Annotated in this window: 24 protein-coding genes; 13 read left to right on the forward strand and 11 right to left on the reverse strand. The window is 43.8% G+C overall.

Features of this window, described 5'->3' with window-relative positions:
- The first annotated feature begins 79 nt into the window (after positions 1 to 79).
- From IEX98_RS04440 to IEX98_RS04455, 4 genes are all read left to right on the forward strand, one after another.
- On the forward strand, positions 80 to 1,384 hold the full coding sequence (locus IEX98_RS04440) for a VOC family protein (protein ID WP_188887683.1): 1,305 nt from the start codon (positions 80 to 82) through the stop codon (positions 1,382 to 1,384).
- A 90-nt stretch (positions 1,385 to 1,474) separates the two neighbouring features.
- Positions 1,475 to 2,041 (forward strand): TetR/AcrR family transcriptional regulator, encoded by a 567-nt coding sequence (locus tag IEX98_RS04445; RefSeq protein WP_188887684.1) that lies wholly within the window; start codon positions 1,475 to 1,477, stop codon positions 2,039 to 2,041.
- 191 nt (positions 2,042 to 2,232) lie between these two features.
- Entirely contained in the window at positions 2,233 to 3,039 is an 807-nt protein-coding gene (locus tag IEX98_RS04450; RefSeq protein WP_188887685.1) for an aldo/keto reductase, read from the forward strand.
- 603 nt (positions 3,040 to 3,642) lie between these two features.
- Entirely contained in the window at positions 3,643 to 4,170 is a 528-nt protein-coding gene (locus IEX98_RS04455; protein ID WP_188887686.1) for a histidine phosphatase family protein, read from the forward strand.
- 61 nt (positions 4,171 to 4,231) lie between these two features.
- Here the strand turns inward: IEX98_RS04455 and IEX98_RS04460 are convergent, their stop codons facing one another.
- Entirely contained in the window at positions 4,232 to 5,101 is an 870-nt protein-coding gene (locus IEX98_RS04460; protein ID WP_188887687.1) for a LysR family transcriptional regulator, read from the reverse strand.
- Between the two features lie 181 nt (positions 5,102 to 5,282).
- Here IEX98_RS04460 and IEX98_RS04465 point away from each other — a divergent pair, with 181 nt between their 5' ends.
- Together IEX98_RS04465 and IEX98_RS04470 are read left to right on the forward strand one after the other, a co-directional pair.
- A complete protein-coding gene (locus tag IEX98_RS04465; RefSeq protein WP_188887688.1) occupies positions 5,283 to 6,380 on the forward strand; it encodes an NAD(P)H-dependent flavin oxidoreductase in 1,098 nt (365 codons plus the stop codon).
- Positions 6,377 to 7,231 carry an alpha/beta fold hydrolase gene (locus IEX98_RS04470; protein ID WP_188887689.1) on the forward strand — a complete coding sequence of 285 codons (855 nt, stop codon included), beginning with the start codon at positions 6,377 to 6,379 and terminating at the stop codon, positions 7,229 to 7,231. The genes IEX98_RS04465 and IEX98_RS04470 overlap by 4 nt, the downstream gene beginning before the upstream one ends.
- Before the next feature lie 151 nt (positions 7,232 to 7,382).
- On the opposite strand, the gene IEX98_RS04475 is transcribed toward IEX98_RS04470, so the two are convergent.
- The 3 genes from IEX98_RS04475 to IEX98_RS04485 form a co-directional block, all read right to left on the reverse strand.
- Positions 7,383 to 9,014 carry a M56 family metallopeptidase gene (locus IEX98_RS04475; protein ID WP_188887690.1) on the reverse strand — a complete coding sequence of 544 codons (1,632 nt, stop codon included), beginning with the start codon at positions 9,012 to 9,014 and terminating at the stop codon, positions 7,383 to 7,385.
- A gap of 9 nt (positions 9,015 to 9,023) precedes the next feature.
- A complete protein-coding gene (locus IEX98_RS04480; RefSeq protein WP_188887691.1) occupies positions 9,024 to 9,383 on the reverse strand; it encodes a BlaI/MecI/CopY family transcriptional regulator in 360 nt (119 codons plus the stop codon).
- A 226-nt stretch (positions 9,384 to 9,609) separates the two neighbouring features.
- Entirely contained in the window at positions 9,610 to 10,641 is a 1,032-nt protein-coding gene (locus IEX98_RS04485) for a YheC/YheD family endospore coat-associated protein (RefSeq protein WP_188887692.1), read from the reverse strand.
- A 469-nt stretch (positions 10,642 to 11,110) separates the two neighbouring features.
- Here IEX98_RS04485 and IEX98_RS29060 point away from each other — a divergent pair, with 469 nt between their 5' ends.
- The 3 genes from IEX98_RS29060 to IEX98_RS04500 all read left to right on the forward strand — a co-directional run bounded on the left by IEX98_RS29060 (position 11,111) and on the right by IEX98_RS04500 (position 13,542).
- A complete protein-coding gene (locus IEX98_RS29060) occupies positions 11,111 to 11,533 on the forward strand; it encodes a hypothetical protein (RefSeq protein WP_229691957.1) in 423 nt (140 codons plus the stop codon).
- Positions 11,534 to 11,776: 243 nt separating this feature from the next.
- Positions 11,777 to 12,505, forward strand: a complete 729-nt coding sequence (locus IEX98_RS04495; RefSeq protein ID WP_229691958.1) for an AraC family transcriptional regulator — start codon at positions 11,777 to 11,779, stop codon at positions 12,503 to 12,505.
- 146 nt (positions 12,506 to 12,651) lie between these two features.
- Positions 12,652 to 13,542 carry a DMT family transporter gene (locus IEX98_RS04500; RefSeq protein WP_229691959.1) on the forward strand — a complete coding sequence of 297 codons (891 nt, stop codon included), beginning with the start codon at positions 12,652 to 12,654 and terminating at the stop codon, positions 13,540 to 13,542.
- A gap of 88 nt (positions 13,543 to 13,630) precedes the next feature.
- Here the strand turns inward: IEX98_RS04500 and IEX98_RS04505 are convergent, their stop codons facing one another.
- The 6 genes from IEX98_RS04505 to IEX98_RS04530 all read right to left on the reverse strand — a co-directional run bounded on the left by IEX98_RS04505 (position 13,631) and on the right by IEX98_RS04530 (position 17,896).
- Complete coding sequence (locus IEX98_RS04505; protein ID WP_188887693.1) at positions 13,631 to 14,074, reverse strand: hypothetical protein; 444 nt, start codon at positions 14,072 to 14,074, stop codon at positions 13,631 to 13,633.
- A gap of 232 nt (positions 14,075 to 14,306) precedes the next feature.
- Positions 14,307 to 15,098, reverse strand: a complete 792-nt coding sequence (locus IEX98_RS04510) for an energy-coupling factor transporter transmembrane component T family protein (protein WP_188887694.1) — start codon at positions 15,096 to 15,098, stop codon at positions 14,307 to 14,309.
- 9 nt (positions 15,099 to 15,107) lie between these two features.
- Positions 15,108 to 15,986, reverse strand: coding sequence for an ATP-binding cassette domain-containing protein (locus tag IEX98_RS04515; protein WP_188887695.1), 879 nt, complete (start codon positions 15,984 to 15,986; stop codon positions 15,108 to 15,110).
- The gene (locus IEX98_RS04520; RefSeq protein WP_188887696.1) at positions 15,971 to 16,813 is read right to left on the reverse strand and encodes an ATP-binding cassette domain-containing protein; all 843 of its coding nucleotides are present in this window, start codon (positions 16,811 to 16,813) and stop codon (positions 15,971 to 15,973) included. The genes IEX98_RS04515 and IEX98_RS04520 overlap by 16 nt, the downstream gene beginning before the upstream one ends.
- A gap of 2 nt (positions 16,814 to 16,815) precedes the next feature.
- Entirely contained in the window at positions 16,816 to 17,328 is a 513-nt protein-coding gene (locus IEX98_RS04525) for a CD3072 family TudS-related putative desulfidase (protein WP_188887697.1), read from the reverse strand.
- A complete protein-coding gene (locus IEX98_RS04530; protein WP_188887698.1) occupies positions 17,318 to 17,896 on the reverse strand; it encodes a CD3073 family putative ECF transporter S component in 579 nt (192 codons plus the stop codon). Before IEX98_RS04530 ends, IEX98_RS04525 begins: the two co-directional genes overlap by 11 nt.
- A 621-nt stretch (positions 17,897 to 18,517) precedes the next feature.
- Here IEX98_RS04530 and IEX98_RS04535 point away from each other — a divergent pair.
- From IEX98_RS04535 to IEX98_RS04545, 3 genes are read left to right on the forward strand one after another with little or no spacing between them, the layout of a single operon-like run.
- Positions 18,518 to 18,970: a MarR family winged helix-turn-helix transcriptional regulator gene (locus IEX98_RS04535; protein WP_188887699.1), complete on the forward strand. Its 453-nt coding sequence runs from the start codon at positions 18,518 to 18,520 to the stop codon at positions 18,968 to 18,970.
- Positions 18,971 to 19,010: 40 nt separating this feature from the next.
- A complete protein-coding gene (locus tag IEX98_RS04540; protein ID WP_188887700.1) occupies positions 19,011 to 19,490 on the forward strand; it encodes a GNAT family N-acetyltransferase in 480 nt (159 codons plus the stop codon).
- 37 nt (positions 19,491 to 19,527) lie between these two features.
- Positions 19,528 to 20,121 carry a GNAT family N-acetyltransferase gene (locus tag IEX98_RS04545; protein ID WP_188887701.1) on the forward strand — a complete coding sequence of 198 codons (594 nt, stop codon included), beginning with the start codon at positions 19,528 to 19,530 and terminating at the stop codon, positions 20,119 to 20,121.
- Here the strand turns inward: IEX98_RS04545 and IEX98_RS04550 are convergent.
- Positions 20,110 to 23,010, reverse strand: coding sequence for a hybrid sensor histidine kinase/response regulator (locus IEX98_RS04550; RefSeq protein WP_229691960.1), 2,901 nt, complete (start codon positions 23,008 to 23,010; stop codon positions 20,110 to 20,112). The genes IEX98_RS04545 and IEX98_RS04550 overlap by 12 nt on opposite strands.
- A 431-nt stretch (positions 23,011 to 23,441) precedes the next feature.
- Here IEX98_RS04550 and IEX98_RS04555 point away from each other — a divergent pair, with 431 nt between their 5' ends.
- Positions 23,442 to 23,726, forward strand: coding sequence for a hypothetical protein (locus IEX98_RS04555; protein WP_188887703.1), 285 nt, complete (start codon positions 23,442 to 23,444; stop codon positions 23,724 to 23,726).
- Positions 23,727 to 23,820 lie beyond the last annotated feature (94 nt).

The following is a 23,820-nucleotide window of genomic DNA, read 5'->3' on the forward strand; positions in this document are numbered from 1 at the left end:
TGACAGAGGGGTGTTGGTGTTAGGTCACGAATAGGATAGATGTACCAAATTTTTTACAAATGCTTGAAGGGGGACGAGCATGACTGCAGCGTTGGAAGAAAAATTATTAGATTTGACCGCGAACATCGAAAACTATGTATCCGCAACAAGTGATGGATTATCTTTGTACCAAGGGCATCATCTTGATAAAACATATGTGCTTACTCCTCGAGCCTATAAGGTGCCGATGAGAATTGAAGCAGTAGCCCGGACAGATTCCAGCAATATCAGGCTTAAGTATGGAAAAGGGCAAATTATTTTTAACTGGGAACGAAATCATGATTCCTTGCGTTGTGGGGAGCCGTCAAAAGGCGGGGCCTACAATAATATGAATGGGCGTATTCCCATCAATGAATGGAATCATTTTGTGTGGGAGATTGAGCCGGATTTCATGAGGGTGACGGTAAATGGAACAGAACGGTTGTTTCTGAAAGGGAAATTCTCGAATGTGAAGGGTCAAGCTGGAATTGGCTCGGCGTTTCGATCGAAAGTGGACATTAAATCGTTCCGTGTTGCGGGTGAGGAGACAGATCCGCCGCCTGCGCCCCTAAAACCGCTGATGTTCGAATACGACGAAACACATATCTCTGTCCCTCAAGGCTCGCTGGAGACAGCGGTACAATGGTACTCCCATCATCTTGGTCTTGAACCTAAGCTCGGCTTTGGTCCTTGTTCACTTCATCCATCGATGAAAGGTACCCTTATGCAGTTTCCGAAAGGACGAGGCTCTCTATACTTGATAACTGTATCGGAGGAACCAGAGCATTTCCAAGTGAATAGAGAACAAGCGGATCATTTTCACCTGCAGCTCATGGCAAACGATGTCAAGGTTGCATATGACTACGCCAAAGATAACGGTCTCCATACAAGCAGTCTGTTCGAGGAGCGTGGGAAAGTATGGTTTCATCTGTACGACCCCTATGGCAACCGACTGACTGTAACGCAAGGTAAAGACTCCGATGGTGAGTCCGCAGGATCAGGAATTTATGGCTGTGTCATGCCGATTGTCACAGTCAGCGACCTGGAAAGGTCTGTAGAGTGGTATACCAAGGTGTTGGGTTTGAAGAAATCTGGCCGTGGTTCTGGCGATGGGGATGTGCTGCTGCGCGGGATTAACCGGCATAACGGAGCGAATGTGAACATCCTACAGCTTGTACATGACCCCAATTGCTCCAATCCTACTGCCTGTAGACCAGGAATACGACAATACTTTTTTGTGGAGCGGCATAACCTAAAAAAAGCCTATCAGAGAGCGCAAAAATGGTGTCCTCTTATAGCTCCGCTTGAGGATAAATCGTTCCATTTCTACGACCCGGACGGCAATCGGATCAATGTGCTTTCATAGTTGATGTAACATAAGCGCTTTGATACACTATGAGGACAGAACTAGAACGGTTCATCCATACTATTAGAGATTGGTTAGGTGTTCGAAGTAATGACATCGCGTAAATCTGCGCGGGAGCGCATCCTTGAAGTGGCTTGCGATATGTTTTATCACAAAGGTATACGTTCGGTAGGTGTAGATACGATTGTTGAGAAATCCGGAGTCGGCAAGGCGACGCTTTATCGCCATTTTCCAACCAAAGATGATTTAATTGCCGCCTATCTCGTGGAATCGGATAAACATGATTGGAAGCAATTTGATGACATAATCGCGAAGTATGAGGGATCCCCAAAAGAGCAATTATTGGCTTTTATTGATACAATTACAGATACAATGGTGGAGCCTGATTTTCGTGGATGTGCTTTTTTAAACGCTCTTGCGGAATTTCCAGAAGAGAGTCATTTTGTTAAAAGAATGACTGTTGAATACAACCATTCATTGCGTTCACGCTTGAACCGGCTGACACAGCAGGCAGGTGCAAAAGATGAAAGTTTAACGGATCAGCTTATGCTTGTAATCACTGGAGCATTGTCGTTGGCTCATGCACTGGGCTCAGCAGGTCCGGCATCTCAACTTAAAGCACTAGCGGCACATTTGATAGATGTGCATGTAGCCTGAGGCAGTGATTGTGAGAGTGAAAAATACACCCTTTAGAATAAACATTGGACCTAATGTTCATTCTAAAGGGTGTATTTTTTATAAGGATAATTTTTTCGTATCTCTTGACATAGAACTAAATAATGTTGTATCTTAAAACGGAACAGAACAGTTCTGTTCCGATAAAATACGAATTAAAGGGAGAGAATAATATGTCAACACCAATTTCTGCAGCGCAAGCTGGTACCATTTCAATAGGTGATTTCACAGTCAACCGGATTGGCTTGGGCACAAACCGCATCACCAACACTCCGGAAGCACATGATTTACTTAAACGAGCCCTAGAACTGGGCATTAATTTTATTGACACCGCACATCTCTATGGCGATGGAGAGAGCGAGAAAGGCATCAGTAGTGCAATTGCGCCATATGGAAACGGTGTTGTTGTAGCCACAAAAGGTGGCGCGAATGGGAATGACCCGCAACAATTACGTCGTGAGTTGGAAGAAAGTTTGGAGAGACTTCAAATAGACCGGATTGACCTTTACCAACTCCACCGTGTAGATGAGAATATTCCGCTGGAAGAGACGATGCAATTGCTTAAAAGCTTTCAAGAAGAGGGGCTTATTAGACACATCGGCTTGTCTGAGGTAACGGTTGATCAGCTTCAACTGGCCATGCAAATCGCACCGATCGTGAGCGTTCAGAACGAATACAATGTGATCAACCGCAAACATGAGGCACTTGTGGACTTTTGTACCCAACATCAAATTGTCTTTATTCCTTGGTTTCCGTTGGGTGGCTTGTTTGGAGATACGGCCAAGGTAGAAGAACGGGTAGCAGACATTGCACGCAAATTGAATGTTCCAACCCGTCAAGTGGCATTGAAATGGCTGCTTCAGCGCTCACCTATCATTCTTCCAATTCCAGGGACACTTTCTCCTGCTCACTTGGAAGACAATTTACGTGCAGCTACTCTGGAACTAAGCCAGGAAAATTATGAGGCTCTAACAAACTAGGGGATTCCTTATGAATAGGAGTTGTCCAAAGGTCCATTAAAGGACTTAAGGCAACTCCTTTTCGATTAAGATCGGGATTTTATTGCTGGCACCGTGGCGATTATTAGGGTGCGTCTGAGAACTCTGAGGGCAGCAAATTTTGCCGAATTTTCGTTCCATGCAAGGCGCGTTTGTGAAGGCGTACCCGGGGGTACGTCAAGCAAACGGAACGAAGCAGGGGGCGGAAAGGCGGTGAAAGGTGCCACTGAACGAGTTTTCAGACACGCCCTAGTTGATAATGGTACCAAACTTTTTCATCAAGTCTTGAGATATCTGAATGGCTTCTTCACGATCCTTCGCAGGAGCGGTTATCATGAATCCATCTGTGGGTGTCCATTGTTTATTCCAATCATTCGTTAATGCTATGGTGAATTGATTAAAAGCAACGTTAATATATGCAGCGCCGTAGAAATAGATATCTGCAGTGACACTTCCATGCTCATCTATAACTCTAAAAGGTGATATTATTGAAGTGAAATTATTCCCAGAATACTGCAACACTAATTCAGATCGATCTTTTGGAATCTGAGAAAAGTTATGGGCTATAAAAAAGGAGGTCTTTAGGTGATATACGTAGTGAGACATGGAGAAACAGATCTGAACAAAGAAGGAAGACTTCAAGGAAGACAAGGAATGCCATTAAATAAGCACGGAATTGAACAAGCTGAATCTTTAAGAGAAGGCCTTAAAGCTATTCATTTTGATTATATATATTCATCTCCACAAGAAAGAGCAATTCAAACAGCGGAGATAATTACGAATGTAAAAGCAATAATTGATGCGAGAATAGATGTTTTTGATTTAGGAGAAGCGGATTCGTTGAAAAAAAGTGAAGTTAAGATGGCCGGAGCCGTTCCTGACTCTAACCTGTATAGAGGCGTTGAACACATTCAACGTTTCATTAAGAGAGTATTTGATTTCATGAATGAAATCAAAGAACATCATGGGGGAACTGAGGTAAACATCCTATTGTCTGGTCATAGATGTACAACGGGCTGTATAGGTGCATATTTCGAAGGAATTCCGAAGGATGGAAATTTACTGAGGTTCTCTTCTGATAATGGGCAGTACAAAGTGTATGACTTCAAGTAGATTAAGAGTATTACTTTCGTTAAATTAATGAACCGCCCTTATCTGAGGGCGGTTAGATGAATTAAGTAAATCTTTCTTTTGCTATCCTCATTAATTCAGACACGGCCGGAGTCGAGTATGAATCTTTACGGCGAATGAATAAAGTCGCGGTTTTGAATGCTTTCTCTGCTATTTTTTGAATATGAAGATCATAGTGCGCACTCGCTCTCTCCACGACTGAACGGGGTAATAGTGAGATGCCAAGTCCCGCATGAATACATCCAAGGATGCCGTCAACTGTACCGAACTCCATTATTTTGGAAGGACGGAGGCCTTTGAGACCTAGCCAATCTTCATATTTCTGACGGTAAGAGCAGCCAATTCTAAAAACGAGCAGCGTTTGATTTTGTAATTCTTCAATTTCCCCAAGGAATACATTTTGTCCTCCTGTTACGAGCACAAGCTCTTCATCACCGATCTTCGTTGTTTCTAACTCTTCATGCTCAATTGGTGCGGATACGAATGCGCCGTCCAATTCAAACTTCAGGACTAATTTAGTTAGTTCATCCGTAGTGCCAGTTTTCAATGTTAAATCGACCTCTGGATAGGAACGATGATAATCGGCGAGAATATTCGGTAAACGAATGGCAGCTGTCGTTTCAAGGCATCCAATGCGCAGTGGTCCTTGTGGTGTTGATCGATCCGATACTACTTGTATAGCTTCTTGCGTGAGCGATAAAATTTTCTCTACATAAGATTTAAGGATCTGTCCTGACGTAGTAAGCTGAACGCCTTGACGCTGTCTAATAAATAGAACAGTATGAAGTTCATTCTCCAATTGTTGTATACGTATGCTGATGCTCGACTGAACGTATTCTAATTTCTCAGCGGCTCTTGTAATACTGCCTTCGTTTGCTACAGCCAAAAAAATATGCATGTCGCGGATCTCCATAACCATTCTCCATTTCAAACATTGATTTTATTAATGTTAAACATTATTTAGCTTCATTTTACACAATATCATGCTGGCGTTACAATTGAAACAGAAAGGGGAGTTTATTGCTGTTATTGTACTAATAGCGGGCAGTATGATGTCCAATGTTGAAAGTCTAATTGTAAAGGAGACGATCTAAATGTTTGAGACGGATCTCATACGCCGATTAAATATTCAATTTCCAATCATCCAAGCTCCTATGGCAGGCGGTCCTGCAACATCTAAACTAATAGCAGAGGTTTCAAATGCAGGGGGGCTGGGCAGTCTGGGTGCTGCCTATTTAACACCAGAAACACTCCGGAGCACCATACAAGAGATCAGGCAGCTTACGAAGCAGCCTTTTGGAGTTAATTTATTTGTACCGGAGGATGCAACTGAATCTCAAGCAACAATTGAAAAGATGACAGCCTATTTGAACAAATATCGGACGGAGCTGGGGATTAAGGAAAACCCGTCAATTAATATCGCGACTGAGTCTTTTGAAGAACAAGTGCAAGTATTAATTGAAGAAAAAGTTCCGGTTGTCAGTTTCACATTCGGTATACCTTCTAAAGAAGTGATTCAGGCACTGAAAAATCAGGGAACCCTTGTAATTGGAACAGCGACTATTGTTGAAGAAGCCAAGCAGCTAGAGTCGGCAGGGGTAGACGCAATTGTAGCGCAGGGGAGCGAAGCGGGAGGGCATCGAGGAACGTTCCTGAGCAATAAGGCGGATTCTTTAATCGGAACGATGGCGCTAGTTCCTCAGATTGTGGATCAAGTATCTATTCCTGTCATTGCATCAGGCGGAATTATGGATGGAAGAGGCCTTGTAGCAAGTCTTACATTAGGAGCATCTGCCGTACAGATGGGTACTGCATTTCTAGCGAGTGTGGAAAGCGGCGCTCACCGTGTGTATAAACTGACCATTTTATCAGCAAACGAAGACAGCACTGCAATCACGCGTGCTTACTCAGGTAAAGCGGCTCGCGGTATCCAGACTACATTTATGCAAGAGATGGATCAATATGCAGGAGCAATTCCAGCGTTCCCCATTCAGAACGCGATGACAAGAGATATTCGCCAAGCAGCGGCCAAAACGAATAATCCGGAGTATATGTCGCTATGGGCGGGGCAGGGGCTTCGATTAGCTACCGATCATTCTGCAGGTGCAATTGTTAAACAGACGATGTCTCAAGCGCATGCGCTTCTTGGAAACATGCTTAAGCTTAAGGATAAATCGGAGGAAATATTATGACGACATATCATGCTGTAGAAGTAGAAGGGTTACAAGTGTTTTATCGTAAGGCGGGCAATCCGGATAAACCAGTTGTTATTTTACTTCATGGATTTCCGACTGCAAGTCATATGTTCAGAGATCTAATGCCTGTATTAGAAAAAGACTACTATTTAATCGCCCCTGACTATCCTGGTTTTGGTCATTCATCATCACCTGACAGAGACCATTTTCAATATACGTTTGATCACATAACTGACATAATGGAAGCCTTTATTAATGAACTTAGGCTTACTAAATACGCATTATATGTCTTTGACTATGGAGCACCGATTGGCTTTCGTTTGGCTATGCGCCGTCCAGAAAATGTAACAGCAATAATAAGTCAGAACGGCAATATTTATCGTGAAGGGCTTGGCGGGAAATGGGCGGCCCGAGAAGAATATTGGCGTAATCCAACACCAGAGAAACGAGACAGTTATCGGATCGCCTTTGCACCTGATACAATAAGGAACCAATATGTGGATGGCACAAAAGTGAATCAAGTTTCCCCAGACGGATATACTCTTGATATTGCGTATATGTCCCGACCGGGAAATGATGAGAAACAACTAGATTTAATTTTTGACTACCAAACTAATGTGAAACTGTATCCAGATTTTCAAAAATATCTTCAAGAACACCAGCCGCCTTTATTAGCGGTTTGGGGTCAAAACGATATTTCTTTTATTCCGGAAGGTGCTAAGGCTTTTAAGAAGGATTTACCAGAAGCTAGTATTCACCTGTTCGATTCAGGTCATTTTGCTTTAGAAACACATGCTAAAGAAATTGGGGAATTAATGTTGAGTTTTTTGAAAAAGGTTGGGGTTTGAATCCATCATCAGGGATGAAAAAAACCGTAAGTGCTGGGGTGCCCCAGCGCTTGCGGTTTTTGTTTTAGCGCAGCTTTTGGTTCCATCATGCGGTGGAAAATTAGTTGGACTTTGCTTCACACAAAGCATACTTGTTCGCTCTCGCTTAATCTTAGTCGGTAATTGTAAACATCGTATCATTTTGCTCGAAGTGCTCTATTTTTGCAGAATAATCTTGTTCTGCTTCCGTTTCCGTCAGTATTCCATTAGAAACTAGCAAGTCATAAAATGACTGTAACATCGTTGCTGATATATTGGACAATTTCTTGAACGTAATCATCATTCGATGACCATCAAGCAGAACGGAAGCGACTTTTTCAGGCTGAACAAGCTCAATATGTATACCGTTCTGGTCAGTAACCAAATACATTTCTTTTCCGTTCCCGAAGACGATATGTTTGACTTGTGCTCCTTCTTTGAGACGGCTCTGCATTTCTTTCATGGAATAGCCCGGAATCGGATCGTTTATGAGAAGCCAGTTAGCGAATTCTGTTGCGTTGATATCATCGGCATCGTACAGGCTCCAATTCGTGCCACTGTCCTTGCTAATCAAGATGGAGTTATCTTTCGTTACACGCAGGTACACCTCGTTGTCCATATAAACCGCCCTATAATTTGAAGCGTTAAGTCGGTCAATCAACATCGGTACATCCGCGCTTGTGAATGTTAGATCAATGGGCATTAAAGCTGTCGTTGATTGGCCTTTGCCTTGATAGACGACCTTAGCGCCGTCAGAACCTGCGTGTTCAACCGTATGATCAGGAGCAGAGGTCGCAAAAACTGTAACAGATCCGGCTACAATGACAATTGCGAGCAGCATGGCCGTAATCGAGATTTTCTTTGTTTTCATAATGGCAAGAATCCTTTCTTCAGTTGAACTTTGGGAAAAGTTATTGACCATGGGAGACAAACCGCTTTTCTTTTCTTCCAAACGGACTAGCGCCATCGCATAAGCAGACTTCATGCTTTCACCAAATGTCCGAATCACCTTTTCATCACAGGATAGCTCAATGTCACGGTTGGCAAGGAAGTACATGACCCATACGAAAGGGTTAAACCAATGGATACACACGCTAGCGGCGAGCAACCACTTTTTAAGGGTGTCAAACCGTCTAATGTGAATATATTCGTGGGTAAGAATTAGGCCAAGCTGTTGCTCGTCCTCATAATCGATTTGTTTCGGTAAAAGTACTACAGGTCTGATAATACCATAGGTGAGCGGAGTCAAAATTTGATCGGATTGACGAATTTGTACCTTACGCCTTAAAGAATTGGTCTGCTGCCATTCTCTTATGTAATTACTTTCAACCGGTAACGACATTTTGTAACGATTTCGGCTTCTTAAATGCGGGATGATGAAAAACAAAGCGCATGCAATAAAACCAACAAGCCATATCAGCACATAAGGCGAAAGTGGTGAAGCAGCCTGTACGGGTACGGCTGGAATAGCTATGCTATCCGATTTTGGCTGCATGATAACCGTATTGTCATCTAGTAAGGAGGAGCTTCTTTTCGAGAAGGCAGCGTTTTCTGGCACTGTAACCACCATTTCCTCCAAATAGCTAACTGCTGTAAAAATGCTAAATGGCGAAGGAACGGAAAAAGGAACAAGCAGCCGAAATAACACGAAGCTCCAAAGAACGACAAAGGTTAGTTTGGGCACTTTATGGATGAGGAGGAACCGAAAGATCATGATGGCGACAATGAATGTAGATGCCGATATAGTCATTTCAAGCAAGGACATTTATTCAGCTCACTCCAAACTCTCAATAAGCCGTTTTAAACGGTTAATTTCCTCAATCGTCAGTCGTTTCTGCCCGAGCAGGGATGCAATTAATCTGTCCGGGGCCCCATCATACATCTTATTAATCAGTTCGGTTGTTTCTTGCTCCTGAACCTGCTCCCGCGTAACAAGCGCATGGCAGACAAAATGGGGCTCTTGTCGTTCAATTGCTCCTTTATCCAGACATTTCTTAATAATGGTATAGGTCGTCGTTTTACTCCAGCCGACCTTTTCCTTCGTAATTTCAGCAATCCTCTTTGCCGTCGTATCGCCGTCTCTCCACAAAATTTCCATAATATTGAGTTCGCTGTCGAACAGCTTAATTCCCATAACAAAACACCTCATTTCAGACTTAATTCTACTACAGTAGAACGATGTGTTTATATTCTACTGCAATAGAATGCTTTTGTCTACACTTCGTCTGCTTATCATAGAGAAAAACGGCGATGCAGATGGAACTGCACCGCCGTGTAGTTAACGAACAGGGAAGTCGAGCTAATAACAAAGGCATGTAACCATGCCAAGCCTGAAATCATATACTGGGGATTATCAAGATTTAATGGGTGCATAAATAACCAGCATAATCCAATGGTCGCTTAAAAACCTCGAACTGGTTGAGGAGGCCATCATATAGTTTCTTTTGCGGTTGTCCGTTTAGTTCAATGATCCACAAATGTTCGTTGTTGTCTAACGTAAAATCCACACTGAACTCACCTAAGTGGTAGCTGGTGTTTGAATCGATAATTTCAGCTGCCCTTAAGCTTAAGTCATAAACAGAACGGATAATTGCATTAACTTTATCTGGCGGGTACAAACAATTAAGAACTTCTATTGATAAACAAACCTTTTCACAGATACTTGTATTATAACTGCCTTCATAAGCAATTCGGCTGACGATATTTGTAATAGACCATAAGCCTTCTTCATTTTTTTGCACGAGAGCTCGGATATCAAAGTTTTGTTCGTTTATTTGTAGGACATCCACACCTTCTTGAATGATATAGGGGGTGGAGCCGATAAACGTTTGAATGCTCTTCTGAAATTGTAAAGGGTCTCTTACTATTAATGTGGGTGAGAAATAATGATGGCAAATGTGTATTTCCCCTGAATCTTTCAACTCCGCGCGATAAACTCCTTTCCCTTTATGTCCATAGAAAGGCTTAAGATATAGGGTTTTATGAACTTTTAGCAATTGGACAGCTTTCTCTTTGTCATAGGCAACGGTCTCTGGTAAATAATCAATGAGCAATCTGCTTAAATTATTATAAATCTCACGTTTGTTAAATTGATTGATATGGTTGAAACATTTTTGACTCCCAATTACCGCTCCCAACCGTTCAATGATTTTTTGATTTGTGTCGTAACATCGGTTGTATACAACCTGCGGGAAAGGAAATCTGCTTAGCATCCATCTCCCTTTTGAACGATGAAGTCCAATCACACTCTTGTTTTTCCATTTAATAGACGAGGGGGTAAAACAAAATATTTTCAATTTGGCTGCATTATGTTGAAGATATTGCTTAAGAACATACTTTCTTTGACTACGGTTTGCAACTAGAATGCCTACCAAACCGTTGTTATTGTTCATTATATGCCTCCATTATTATTAAAGAGAGTCGTAATAATAGAGTATGTAAAATAAAAGGAAGCGTATGGACAACAATACAACTGAAACAAAAAAAATTTATCATAGACATTTGCACTAATTGGTATCCGTAAGAATAACATGGGTTGGAATACAAAAGAGTGAGTTATCATTGTGTATAATCAATGCAAAAAACACCAATGATCCTCAGTCAATAAAAAGGATTGTGTGTTCAAAGATGGGTAGTTTACCTGGGCCTCCAGGCCCTCCTGGCCCACAAGGACCTCAAGGTCCACAAGGCCCGCAAGGCCCGCAAGGTCCACAAGGTGTATGTCCTCCATGTCCGCCGGGACCACAGGGTCCTGCAGGTCCTGCCGGTCAAACTGGCCCACAAGGACCTCAAGGTCCACAAGGCCCGCAAGGACCTCAAGGTCCTGCTGCAGTCACTTCATTTGCCTTTCTGTGCAGCACTGTGGATCAAACTGTTGCAGCAGCACCAGCTCCAGGCGGGCAAGGCGGGGCGGTTACCTTTGATAATTCTTTGATCAATTCAACAGCACTTTCTTTCACAGCACCATCTACAATAAATATCTTAGAAACTGGATTCTACCACATTAGCTGGGAAGTGTTCCCTACGGCGGGGAACTCTGCTTTTGGGTTATTCTTTGATCCGGATGCTGGAGGTCCTATTGCAGCTTCATTGGTTCTTTGCAGCAATTATGGTTCAGGAGCAGGAAATAATCCGTATCAGGGTCAAGTCATTGCACAATTAACAGCCGGAGGAACGCTGACCTTAAACCGGATTGATAATATGGGGGCTCAAACCTTGCAAGCAAGCATTGGCGGAGGAACTCCTACTGTTAGTGCATCAATTGTCATTGAAAAATTAGCATAGAATAAGATAGTAGGGCTGCCTCCATAAGATTGGAAAATCTTAAGAGGCAGCCCTACTTTTTATTGTTGATTGTAAATATGGACGATTTTTTTGAGGTACATAAAGAATAGCAATCGGAGGACAATCAAAGTTGTTGAAATATTGTAAAGGAAATTCAAGCACATAAGCCGGATACTTACAGTGTATATTGCACTTTCTGGCTGGTATGATAGATTTAACAAAACGAAGAGAGGGCGACAAAGAGTGGATACGTTCAACGACATCGTTGCAGAGAAGCGTACCTATACAGCGGCACAGGTGACGCATTCTCATCACCATGCTCATTTAATTATGCCGCTGAGCGGAGAGCTTACGATAGCGACAGAAGCAAGTCATCACCGGGTGAACGAGCAAACTTTGCTGTATGTTTCGCCCAACTATGAGCATTGCTTTTATGCAACAACTAGAAATGAGTTTTTGGTGCTTGATATCCCAAGCGGGATGGTCTCTGCAAGCGAAATGCCGGGAAATAGCGCCGGCTGTAAAGCTCATGCATTAAATAATCAATGGAAAAGCATTCGGTATTTGCTTCTGCATGAGATGGAGCAGCATCATTCCCGTTCGTCGCTTAGGGATCTGTTTCCTTACATTTCTCGCTGCTTGCAGCAAGAGAAACGAGGACTGCCCCGATCCATTCAATATATCCATGAAAATTACGACCAGCCGATTTCGGTTCAGAAGCTTTCTGAGCTTGAAAATTACAATCGCACCTATTATTCGAACTGGTTCCTGAAGGAAACAGGTAAAACGCCTTCCGTCTATATACAGGAAGTCCGATTGAGCGAAGCAAAGAAGCTGCTGCTCAGCAGTGACATGTCTTTGCTGCATATCGCCATGGAGGTGGGGCTGGAGCATCAGTCTTCTTTGACAAGGCTGTTCGCCAAGCATGAGCAATTGACACCGAGCCAATACCGCCAGCAATATAGAACTTAGTCTTGAACATCCGACAATAGGTTAAAATAACCTGAATACGAGTCAAATTCCCTTTGCATCCAACCATTACAATGAATGAACAGCCTGTCCAAGTGAACCGGTTGTGAATGCATGACATGATGTTGATCGCTAAGGGGATGTGCGCAATGAAAATATTGTTAGGCTTACTTTTTACTCTACTATGGTCATCTGCGGCAATAGCAATTAAGCTGGGGCTGCACGCGACTACTCCGCTGCTGCTAGCTAATATTCGCTTTCTTATAGCCGGCGCCTTGCTGTTTATCTACGTGTATTGTATAAAAAGGTCTTATCGCTGGCCGCGACGGGAAGAATGGCGTCCGCTCATTATTTTGGGAACGCTCAATACAACGTTGTACTTAGGGGCAACAAGTCTAGCTCTGGATAAAGTGTCTGCCGGATTATTCAATTTATTCGTGACCGTAAATCCTTTTCTGGTTGCCTTGCTTTCGTCGGTCTGGCTAAAACGAAAAATAACGGGCAAAGAGTGGATCGGCATGATTATCGCGGCTATTGGCTTGTTCATTGCGACTTGGCCGGCGCTTGCCGACAGTGAATTTCAGTTTGCGGGAATTATAATCGTGGCGGCAGGCATGACGGCGATGGCGCTGGGAAGTGTATTTTTTAAAAAAGCTAATTTAGCGCTTCCCGGCCTTGTCATTAATACTTGGCAGCTTGTAATAGGCGGAGTGCTTTCCTTGCCCATTACATACTTCTTCGAGCGTGATAAGTATGTTCTGCACTTTAATTATTATTTGGCAGGGTCGCTTTTCTGGCTTGTCTTCGTAATATCGATCGCTACGATGCTGCTCTGGTTCTACTTGCTGAAGCAAGATGCCGTTAAAGCAAACAATTGGTTGTTTATGACCCCGATTTTCGGTTTTATGCTCTCTGCTGCTATATTAAACGAATCAGTTACCACATATGATTGGATAGCGACTGTCTTTGTGGTGGCGGGACTGTTGATCTCGGGTAACATCGCGGTACAACGGGTTGGGAAAATGAAGCTGAAGCAGTGATTCGTATACTGCTTGAATCTCTTCAATAACGAAAAAAAACGCCGTGATGGCGTTTTTTTTCGTTGAACATTGAAAAGCGATCAAGCAATTAGCAGTTAGGTCCAGCTGCAACAGCGTTAACTTGTTTGAAGGTGATGAATACGATGGAGCCTGGTTGGAAGAGGTGGTGCTGGCGATCACCGCCAGATCTGCCGCCAGATCTGTGATTTTCGACAATTGTCATTTCAAAGCCGTCACCGTCAACACTGATAATACGGCCGCGAATGACGAATTTGTCAAGAACTACAGTAACGATTGTGCTAGCTTTAGCCCAGCCTCTCAGACGTTGAGCAAGAGAAGGTCCAAAAAATGGGTCATTTCGTCTGTCATCTTGTCTGTTAGAAGAACGATGGCAGTTGTTGTTATTGTTGTTGTTGCTATAACCTCCAACACTCCCGCCATAACCTGAGATTTTTACTTTTCCTTTAGCTGCAACTTTAGCTGGTGCGTTTTTAACGATAGAAGCATAGTTTTTCACTGTCATTTTTTTCATTAAACTTTCATCCCTTTCGATTGGTATAAGACATTCTATGAATTATTCATAGAAATGGTATAGACTAGTAGCTTTATAGATTAGCGGAGTTTTAAATGATAGAAACGAGCAAAGCGGAAGCAGTTATTTGGAACTGAATGGAGGCTCGGGGGATATGAAGGTATTTGGTGCAGCAGCGGACTCAAGCCGTAAAAAAAGAGAGATCAGCGCAAGCTGATCTCTCTTTTCGATGTTACACAATAAAAACGAGCAATAAATTGATAGCAGAGAAAGCCAATACGGAATAATCACGGCGATGCATCTGATATAACCGGATCGGTGTACGCCCTTCATCGCCTTGGTAGCAGCGGGATTCCATCGCTACAGCGAGTTCCTTGGCGCGCAGGATGGATAGTACAAAAAGCGGCATAAGCATCGGGAATACACCGCGAAAGCGCGAAGATATGCCTTTGCGATGGAAGCCGCCGCCTCTCGCCATTTGAGCCTTGCGGATTTTATCCACTTCTTCAATTAGAATCGGCAGAAAACGCAGGGCAATCGTGAACATCATGACCATTTCATGGACGGGCAGACGCAGCTTCTTGAACGGCTTTAGAATCATCTCCAGTCCTTCTGCCAGAATGATGGGCGAGGTGGTGCGCACGACTAAGGATAAGAGCAGGACAATGCCGGCAATTTGCTCGCACATTAGGATGCCATCGATGGCTCCTTGCTGAGAATAGGTTAAGGCTCCAAGGTGAATCAAGGTATCTCCGGGATTTGTAATGAGCATGGACCGGTAGATCATCGTCGAAATAAAGAAGATCGTTAAGCTCAGCAGCGTGAATACGAGTGCCCGCCAGGACAGCTTGGCCACCCACCAAAGCGCGATCAATAGCACAATCTGAGCGGTCTTTAGAATCAAGTTATGGTTCAGCAGCAGGCTTGCAGCAAATATAAGGCTTACCGTAATCTTCATTCGCGGATCCCATTGTTCCAGCCATGTATTTTGTTTTTGAAACAAAAGAAAGCTGTTATTTGCCATAATCGTTCCTCATTTAGCTAGAATTTGTTGCTGGTTTAGTGCTGTTGAAATGACCGCTGCAGCTTCTTCCGGCGATAGCTTACCGTTGCCAGAGGATATTCCAAGTTGTTCAAGCAATCGGGACACGACTAATGCGGAAGGTTCCTCCCAGCCGAAGGCATCCAGCAATACAGGGTCGGAAAGCGTTGCTTCAGGTGAACCGTCTGCAATGAAGATGCCATTCTTTAAGGCCAGCAATCTGGAAGCGTGGTTGACGATTTCGTCGAGCTGATGGCTCACCCAAATAATCGTCAGACCTTGCTTCTCGTTCAATTGATGCAGGAGCTCGAACAACGCAGTTCGGGATGGAAGATCCAGCCCAGCTGTTGGTTCGTCCAGAATGAGCAGCTTTGGCTCCAGCACAACGACGCCTGCGATAGCAACCCGTCTTTTCTCACCGCCGCTTAGCTCAAACGGACTGCGGTCTTTGAATACCTCATAATCCAGTTCAACGGATTCCATCGCTTTGCGAACCTTCTGCTCGACGACTTCTCTAGGGAGCTTGGCACTTTGCAGCCCAAATGCAATATCATCAAATACGGTGGTAGAAAATAATTGATGCTCCGGGTATTGAAAAATAAAGCCAACCTGATCGAATAGCTCCGGCCGCTTGGAGGTGTTGGGATCAACACCGTCCAGTAATACGCTGCCAGTTGTCGGAGCGAGAAAACCTTTGAGCAGCTGCAGAAAAGTAGACTTCCCTGAGCCGGATTTCCCGGCAATCGCCAGCATCTCGCCGCTATGAATCGTAACATTCAATTGTTTCAGAACAGCAGGGGCCAGGGCAGATGCTTTCTTCTTTTTCTTCTTCTCATAAATGAAGGAGACGTCGCTTAATTGAATCTGCATAACAAATCCCTCAATTCTTCTATCCCTAGCGAAGCAGGAACAGAAACTCCTTTGGCTTGCAGCGCAAGCGCAAGGGCATGATAATATGGCAATTCCAGTCCGCATTCCGCCAAGAGCGCCTCATTGTTTAGAAATTGAGCCGGCGGGCCGTCTAGATGAATACGGCCTTCACGGAACAAAACCCAGCGATCTGCTTCCAGTACCTCTTCGAGATGATGGGTAATATAAATGAGCGCAAAAGGATGACGTTTGCGCGCTTCGTGAAGCGTTGCAACAAATTGCTTTCTGGCCAAAGGGTCCAGCATAGACGTGGCTTCGTCCAAAATTAAATATTTTGGAGACAAGGCCAATACAGAGGCCAGAGCGAGCTTTTGCTTTTCACCGCCAGAAAGACGGGTTACGGGACGATCCTCATCGGCATCAAGACCAACAAGGTCAATAGCCCAAGCAATGCGTTCTTGCATTTGCTGCTGCGGATAGCCAATATTCGATAGACCAAAAGCGATGTCTTCACCAACCGTCATTCCCACCTGCTGATTCTCAGGATTCTGGAACACAATTTGCACCGCTCGACGGATTAACGGAAGACTCGGGGAATCATGCGTGAATCGCCCTTCCACCTGAACCGTGCCTTCAGATGGAAGTTCAATTCCGTTAAGCAAGCGAGTGAAAGACGACTTGCCAGATCCATTACGTCCAAGCAAGGCTACAAATTCATTAGCTGCAATGCTTGCAGTCACTTGGTGAAGCACGCGAGAAGTGTGCAGCGTATCCTCTTCGTCCTCCCAATCCGTGTAAGAGAAGGAGGCGTTTCGAATATCAAGCATGACTACTTCACCGCCTCGTTATCTTTCTCGGTGGATGGTGACACCGGACCAAATACGCTCTTAGGATGATTAGGATCGAATTTACCGGTTTTCGTATTCGGAATTTGCCAGAAGAAATCGATATTTATTCCAAGCTCAGCTGCAAGCTGGATTACGTCCTTCATAAATATGCCTTTACCCGGGTCGCATGATGGGCTGTCTTGAATGCCAAGACCTCCGACAATGTCGTAACCGTGGTCCTGATACACTTTAAGCTGCTCCAGATACGGAAGTAATATTTTACGATTATGGGCATGAAATTCTGGCGTATCATATTCCTCAACGGTCATTGGAGGACGCTCAGGACCAAGAAAAGTAAACTCGGGGCATGGCAGCTGGAACACGCCATACCCTTCCTTGTAGGACCAGTCAACTGCCGCTTTCATGATGCCTGGGCTACGAGCTTCTCCTTCTACGACTGCGTTCTGATTAATGACGCAGTGCGAAACGACAAGAAGTTGTTTACTACGCTTCAATGGACGGCGCCTTCTTTTTATTCGACCTTTTAATCAGAGATTGCGGCAGGTTTTTAATGACAAAGAATACCAGAATGGCAGATAAAATTTTATCGACTAAGTTTTCAGCAAGACGCGGCAGAAAAGCTGAGGTGAACAAGCTGCTGCCGGCTTGTTTGAGCCAAAGAATAGCTACGTCATGCGCTCCGCCAGTTAATCCTCCGAACAGACCAATGGCAATTATCGTACCGATCGACGGGCAAAGGACGGCCAGAATGGCGCCTGAAGTAAGAGCTGTCGAGAAGCGATATCCTTTTTTTCTAGCCAATAGGCCAACGACTAGACCAACTACCGCATTAACAAGTCCAAACGGAATGGAGGTGTAACCCGAGGTTACGCCTAGAACCAAGTTCGTAACAACCCCGACTAGAATGCCCCATACCGGGCCAAAAATGGCGGCGGTGAAAATCGTGCCGACCGTATCAAGGAATAGGAATGGAATTTTTAAGCTTCCCACAATCGTACCGGCAATAACGTTAATAGCTACAGCCAGTGCACTGATTGTGATGATTTGAGTTTTTTTGTTCATCTCGTTTTCTCCTTAAGTTTGATTGTAAAAATAGCATACTCATGTCTTGCAATTACGGGTGAAACTCAAGTATTGTGAAATCCCTGAATGAATCGGTCTCCTCCTTTGTACATAACGAGATGTTTTCTAAACTGTGCAGAAAAGAGGGACAGCGAAACATCTACAGACGATTCAAGTTCAATCTCTACTAAAACCATTGGTTTAGTAAATTTTATTCTAGTTAAATTTCTGTATCTGTCAAGATAAATAATTGATAGCGAGTTTTTTGAGTTGTTTACAAGCTTGGAAGTACAGCGTACAAGCGGGTTTGAACAGTATTCGTTTCCAGAAAGTGCTATGAGAATGCATAACTATCACTTAGAAACGAGAGAATTTTTGTACTGTTCGGAGTATGAAAATTAGATATTTGCGGAGGAATTGAAAGAGGGATATAATTTATATTTAGGTTAAATATGTATTTAAGATCGTTGAGAGAGAAACGCTAGAATGGGCGGTTTTCTTCTAAAGCCGGTATATTCATGCAAAAGAATCGCTACTTCTATAGCGGTTCTTTTTTGCTGCGATTGCTATTTCAGAGCGAATATATTATATTGTAAATGCAACAAAAATTGGAGGTTGTATATGAAAGAAATTCTTCGTGAAATCGGAATGATAGCCAGAGCATTCGATTCCATCAGCAATATTGAATTTAAAGAATTGGATTTGACGAAAGGGCAATATTTATATCTGGTGCGGATCTGTGAGGAACCCGGGATCATACAAGAAAAGCTCGCGGAAATGATTAAGGTTGATCGTACGACTGCAGCCCGCGCGATTAGCAAGCTGGAGATACAGGGCTTCATTGAGAAGAAAAAGGACGAGGATAATAAAAAGAACAAAAAGCTGTACCCGTCAGAGAAGGGGAGGGAGGCGTACTTATTTTTAAAAAGAGAAGCTGATTATTCCGATCAGGTGGCGTTAGCCGGACTCTCCAATAAAGATAAGGAAGCACTGCTTAAACTGCTTCATAAAGTACGAACCAATATAGAGGGCGATTGGGAATTTGTTAAAAAGGGGGGAAAAAGAAATTATTAATTCTGTCCCAGGAGAATGAACAACTTAAGGAGTGAACAGCATGGAGCAGCTTACTTTACAGATTGTAGATGCGTACAATGAAGATTTACGAGGCTTGATAGCTAAGCTGGATAACTATTTATTCGCCCTATATCCCACGGATGAAGTACATGGTGTTGAGTTAGAAAATGCTGAGGCAGAGCGTGTTATATTTGTCGGTGCATATTTGGGCAAAGCTGCTGTCGGATGCGGGGCGTATCGTCCGTTTGATGAACGGTCTTGTGAGCTGAAACGGATTTTTGTGGATCCCGCCTATCGGAACAAGGGGATTGCATCACGTATTTTATCGTTTTTGGAGCAGGAGATTAAGCATGCTGGATATCATTCGATACTCCTCGAAACGGGACTTGTGCAGCCTGAATCCATTGCATTGTACAAAAAGTTTGGGTTTGTTGAAATCGAACGTTTTGGACCCTATATCCATTGTTCCAGCAGCTACTGCATGGGGAAGACGTTGCCCTCATCCTCGCACCTTGCATAAGAAAAATGCAGATCACAATGGGGGAGGGAAATGAGATATGGAACAAGTCTACTGGCATCAAGGATTAACCATTCGTCAGCTTGGTCACAATCAAGTTCCGCAAATTCACGAGCTGATGCTGGACGTCGTATCGAGGCTGCCGGATGATGTTTTATTTGCTGCTGACGAAGAAAATTATTTTCATAAGGTGATGCAACAGAATGGAGAAATTTACGGGGCATTTGAGAAAGATAAAGATAAGTTAATGGCCTATACCGTACTAGCATGCCCCGGAACGACAGAAAACAACTTAGGCAGAGAATTTGGTGTGCCGGAAGAAGAATTGTCAAGAGTATGGATCCTTGACTCCACAATCGTACATGAGTCTGTTCGCGGCCGAGGCTTGCAGCGTTATTTCAATCAGCTGCGTGAAGAGCGTGCCAAAGCTTTGGGCGGTCTGTATCTTTATTCAACGGTTCATCCGGATAACAAAGCGAGTATTCGCAACTTGGAGGCCGCAAAGCTCAAGCTGCAATTTTCGAGACCGATGTATGGAGGCTTGCCGCGTCATTGTTTTGCAAAAAAAACTTTAGCAAAAAAGCCTGATTTCCCTCTGCGGAAATCAGGCTTTTGTCATCGTTCAATGCGGTAGAGAGTTCGGAATTAGGAAGGATACAACAGTACCTTCTCCAGGCTTACTATTAATTGAAAGACCTTGTCCATACGATTGAAGCAATCGGCGGTGAGTGTTGGCTAATCCAATACCGTTATTGCCCTTAATAGCAGGCTCTAATAATGAAGAGAGCGTTGCCTGATCCATCCCTTTACCATTGTCCTGCACTTCAATGAGGACTGAATCGTTCTGAGCTGCAACCCGGATTTGGATGGTGCCGCCTCTTTGACGAGTGAGCAGTCCATGCTTAACCGCATTTTCTACAATCGGCTGAATCGATAGCGGCGGTATAACAATGTTAATGTCGGGCTCTACCTTCCAGACGACGGCCAACCGCTCTTCGAAACGTGTTTGTTCAATATGCAAATAAGCTTCTACCAGCTCTAATTCATGGGACAGCTCGACTTGCTTTCCTGTATTCAGGAAGTCGAAGCTAATTCTGAGAAAGGAAGCAAATGCACTGACGAGATCCTCAAGCTTTCTCGTATCCTGATGAATGAGTGCCGTAATGGAATTCAGGGTGTTGAATAAAAAATGCGGATGAATCTGTGCTTGCAGATAAGCAGCTTCCAGTCGCAAACGTTCATTCATCGATTGTTTCATAGCCGTTAAGGCACGAATACGGTATTTGAGCTCCATCGCATCTACAGGCTTTGTTACATAATCATTGGCACCCGACAAAAATCCGGTGTACATATCCTCCGGCTGACTGCGTGCGGTCAGCAGCAATATGGGCAGCTCGGATAAGGAGTAGCGCTCCCGCACCTTTTGAGTTAATTCATAACCGGACATATGAGGCATCATTACATCAGCAATTAGCAAGTCCCACTTCTTTATATCCAGCCAATTAAGCGCCTCTAAGGCCGAATTTACTGCTGTAATGGAATAGGATTCACTAGACAAAATCCCCTTGAGAACGTTCAGATTAACCGGATCATCATCGACGACCAGAATGTTCACCTTAATATCCGTCAAGAGCGGGGGGAGATCCTCATGAATAACTGATCTGCTCGTCTCATACTTAATTACCGTCCACTCTGCCATCCGGTCAAACTGTTCCTCAGCCGCCGCAATCAAATGGGAAGACTCTGTAAGTATCGTCATCGCTTGCGGACCTGCTAAATCGGCTGCGAGCGGCAAATTAAAGCTGAACACGGTCCCTTTGCCGAGCTCGGATTGAACGGATAAGCTGCCTCCATGGAGCTCTACTAATTGCTTGCAAATGCTGAGTCCCAGCCCAATGCCGCGTCCGTCTTGATGGCCGCTTGGGCCTTGTTCATAGGGAAGGAATACCCGCTCTGTCGTTTCTTGTGTCATTCCTATTCCGGTATCTGTCACATGAATAAAGACAATGCCATTCCGTTCCTCAGCTGAAACGGTAATAACCCCTTTTTCCGTGTATTTAAGCGCGTTATGTACGAGGTTATATAAAATTTGGACCAGCCTTTTCTCATCTGCAAGAACAGGAGGCAAAGATTCCGGAATATCCATCGTCAACCGTATCGGCTTACCCTCGATCATATAGTTAAGCATGCCAATGACGCCGGGAACAACGGATTGAATAGCGATAGGCTCTTGCTGCAACGTAATGCGATGCTCCTGAAGCCGAGCGACATCCAGCAAATCACCAAGCATACGGGACATCCGGTGGCTAATCGTAATTAGCAGTTCCATATCCTCTCGGCTGCTCTCGTATAGTCTGCCTTCCTCTTTGGTCACTACATTTTGCGCGATATTCATTATTCCGTGAAGCGGTGTACGCAGTTCATGAGACGTATTGGCAAGAAACTGGTCCTTCAGCTTGTCTGCTTTTTTTAACTTCTTCGTTAAATCCATAATCTCTTTGACATTGCGGAAATATTTTTTGAACCAATACGCCGAGAAGCCTACGATGGCAGCTATAATATCGAGCGGGTAGTAGACGAGCAGAGATTGTCCGTTATAGTTCCAAAAGCTCCATATCAGATTAGAGATAATTGCTGCCCCGGACAGGAGCAGAAAGACGACATCCTTATCTTCTTTTTTCTTAAATAATAAACTTCCCAAGCTATAAATCAGCCAGATGAAAGGGATATACTGCAACGCTTGGACGATACCCAAATCATTGAATTTACTTACAAGCGAAGCAGGGGAGATGACGATAAATACGGAATAGAGATAAAGGCATCCCATGTATAAGCGTAACCCATAGTTAGATTTAGAGTTGGAAATGAATTTCCGGAAGACAAGCAGAATAAAAAGGTTCTGCCACAAGAAAGCAATCAAACGGATCTTCATAGCCCAAGTATAATTAATCGGCAGCAACGTCAGCAGCAGGCTGTCATTCCGCGCCATCAGGATTGCAGCTACCGAAATCGTCATTAGCCCAACCAAAAACAAAGCACGCTCTTTAGCATTAAACAGGTAGAGAATATAGGCATAAAGCCCATGCAGCAGCAGAATAATGACGGTAATCATTAGAGTGCCGACGTTATAAAAGTAGGTCTGGTCAATAACTGTCTGAGAGCCAAAGAAAATAGGTCCGGCAATGCCGCCTTTATTTGGTTGATCAAAGTTCGCTACATGAATAAGCACTTCAATGACGGTCGTTTCTTTCGAAAAATATGACGCGGTATACGAAGCGGTATTTGGTTTATAGTCCTCCGCATTTAGCGAAACTTTGCCATTCGCAGGCACGGGCGTTCCATTGATCTCGACTGAGGAGGCAGATTGGATTTTATTGAACCATAGCGATATGGGCTGCTGAAGCGGGTCGATCAAAATTTGTATCCGGTATGTCCCATAACCATAGGAAGATGTGCCGCCCGTTTCGAATGCATCGCTCCAATCCCCGGGAACTTGAAGAGGGACCGAAGAAGAATCGGACATTGATAATAGATCCTTGTTAGAAATGAATTGGGAAGGGTAAAAACGCCATTCGCCATCTATTCGGAATAGACCGGAGTCCTCCAAATTGCGGTCACGCAAATCCATCACACCATTGACCACAGGAATAGGCTCTGATTTGGAAAATAGGTTTTGCCAAGTTAAGCGTAAAGCAAATAAAACAACAATAAAGAGCAAAATAATGATGATTTTATGGAGAACGGTATTTTGTTTCATACTGGTATCATAACAAAATCTAGTATTGTTTTCTAATCCATTTCATGATGCAGGGTGATAGGGTGGGGGTTGTTTATCTCGACGGTTTGACCGCAATTCTAGTGAAGGCTATCGCCTTCCATGTCAAAAGTACAGGCCGCATACTCTTTCTGTGAATATGATGTGTTGTATTCAAAAAATGGAAGGAGATTGTTAATTTGAAACGTAACGGTTACTATAATGTGGGCAATGAAATGAATGAGGCTGGTTTTTGTCCGGATTGTCCAACACAGACGATTTACGATCCTCCAATTGTCCAATATGAGGACTACTTCCATCCGCAAATTGTGAATGTCGTGCAAAACATCGAAACGATTAAGCAACATCACTGTTGTCCGGTATACAAACACTACTACACGCATACGGAAAAAAATGTGATGGTTTCGAGCCGGAAACGCGGCAGACAGACGAAAACATCCTCCAAGAAACGGTCTAAAAAATAGTTCCTGAAATGATATAATGACCTGTAAGAACGACCACTTCTGCAATGGAGTGATTATCTTACGGGTCATTCGTATGTTTATTGGAGGGGGGATT

It is taken from the genome of Paenibacillus radicis (ex Gao et al. 2016) (genome assembly GCF_014641555.1).
GTDB lineage: Bacteria > Bacillota > Bacilli > Paenibacillales > Paenibacillaceae > Pristimantibacillus > Pristimantibacillus radicis.

Coding starts and splice junctions, on each gene's coding strand:
- IEX98_RS04475 (WP_188887690.1), bottom strand. CDS start 9,014: ATGTCCTTGCTTGAAATGACTATATCGGCATCTACATTCATTGTCGCC.
- IEX98_RS04500 (WP_229691959.1), top strand. CDS start 12,652: ATGAAAATATTGTTAGGCTTACTTTTTACTCTACTATGGTCATCTGCG.
- IEX98_RS04535 (WP_188887699.1), top strand. CDS start 18,518: ATGAAAGAAATTCTTCGTGAAATCGGAATGATAGCCAGAGCATTCGAT.
- IEX98_RS04510 (WP_188887694.1), bottom strand. CDS start 15,098: ATGGCAAATAACAGCTTTCTTTTGTTTCAAAAACAAAATACATGGCTG.
- IEX98_RS04440 (WP_188887683.1), top strand. CDS start 80: ATGACTGCAGCGTTGGAAGAAAAATTATTAGATTTGACCGCGAACATC.
- IEX98_RS04445 (WP_188887684.1), top strand. CDS start 1,475: ATGACATCGCGTAAATCTGCGCGGGAGCGCATCCTTGAAGTGGCTTGC.
- IEX98_RS04465 (WP_188887688.1), top strand. CDS start 5,283: ATGTTTGAGACGGATCTCATACGCCGATTAAATATTCAATTTCCAATC.
- IEX98_RS04480 (WP_188887691.1), bottom strand. CDS start 9,383: ATGGGAATTAAGCTGTTCGACAGCGAACTCAATATTATGGAAATTTTG.
- IEX98_RS04450 (WP_188887685.1), top strand. CDS start 2,233: ATGTCAACACCAATTTCTGCAGCGCAAGCTGGTACCATTTCAATAGGT.
- IEX98_RS04505 (WP_188887693.1), bottom strand. CDS start 14,074: ATGAAAAAAATGACAGTGAAAAACTATGCTTCTATCGTTAAAAACGCA.
- IEX98_RS04470 (WP_188887689.1), top strand. CDS start 6,377: ATGACGACATATCATGCTGTAGAAGTAGAAGGGTTACAAGTGTTTTAT.
- IEX98_RS04530 (WP_188887698.1), bottom strand. CDS start 17,896: ATGAACAAAAAAACTCAAATCATCACAATCAGTGCACTGGCTGTAGCT.
- IEX98_RS04460 (WP_188887687.1), bottom strand. CDS start 5,101: ATGGAGATCCGCGACATGCATATTTTTTTGGCTGTAGCAAACGAAGGC.
- IEX98_RS04550 (WP_229691960.1), bottom strand. CDS start 23,010: ATGTCCGATTCTTCTTCGGTCCCTCTTCAAGTTCCCGGGGATTGGAGC.
- IEX98_RS04520 (WP_188887696.1), bottom strand. CDS start 16,813: ATGCTTGATATTCGAAACGCCTCCTTCTCTTACACGGATTGGGAGGAC.
- IEX98_RS04515 (WP_188887695.1), bottom strand. CDS start 15,986: ATGCAGATTCAATTAAGCGACGTCTCCTTCATTTATGAGAAGAAGAAA.
- IEX98_RS04545 (WP_188887701.1), top strand. CDS start 19,528: ATGGAACAAGTCTACTGGCATCAAGGATTAACCATTCGTCAGCTTGGT.
- IEX98_RS04540 (WP_188887700.1), top strand. CDS start 19,011: ATGGAGCAGCTTACTTTACAGATTGTAGATGCGTACAATGAAGATTTA.
- IEX98_RS04485 (WP_188887692.1), bottom strand. CDS start 10,641: ATGAACAATAACAACGGTTTGGTAGGCATTCTAGTTGCAAACCGTAGT.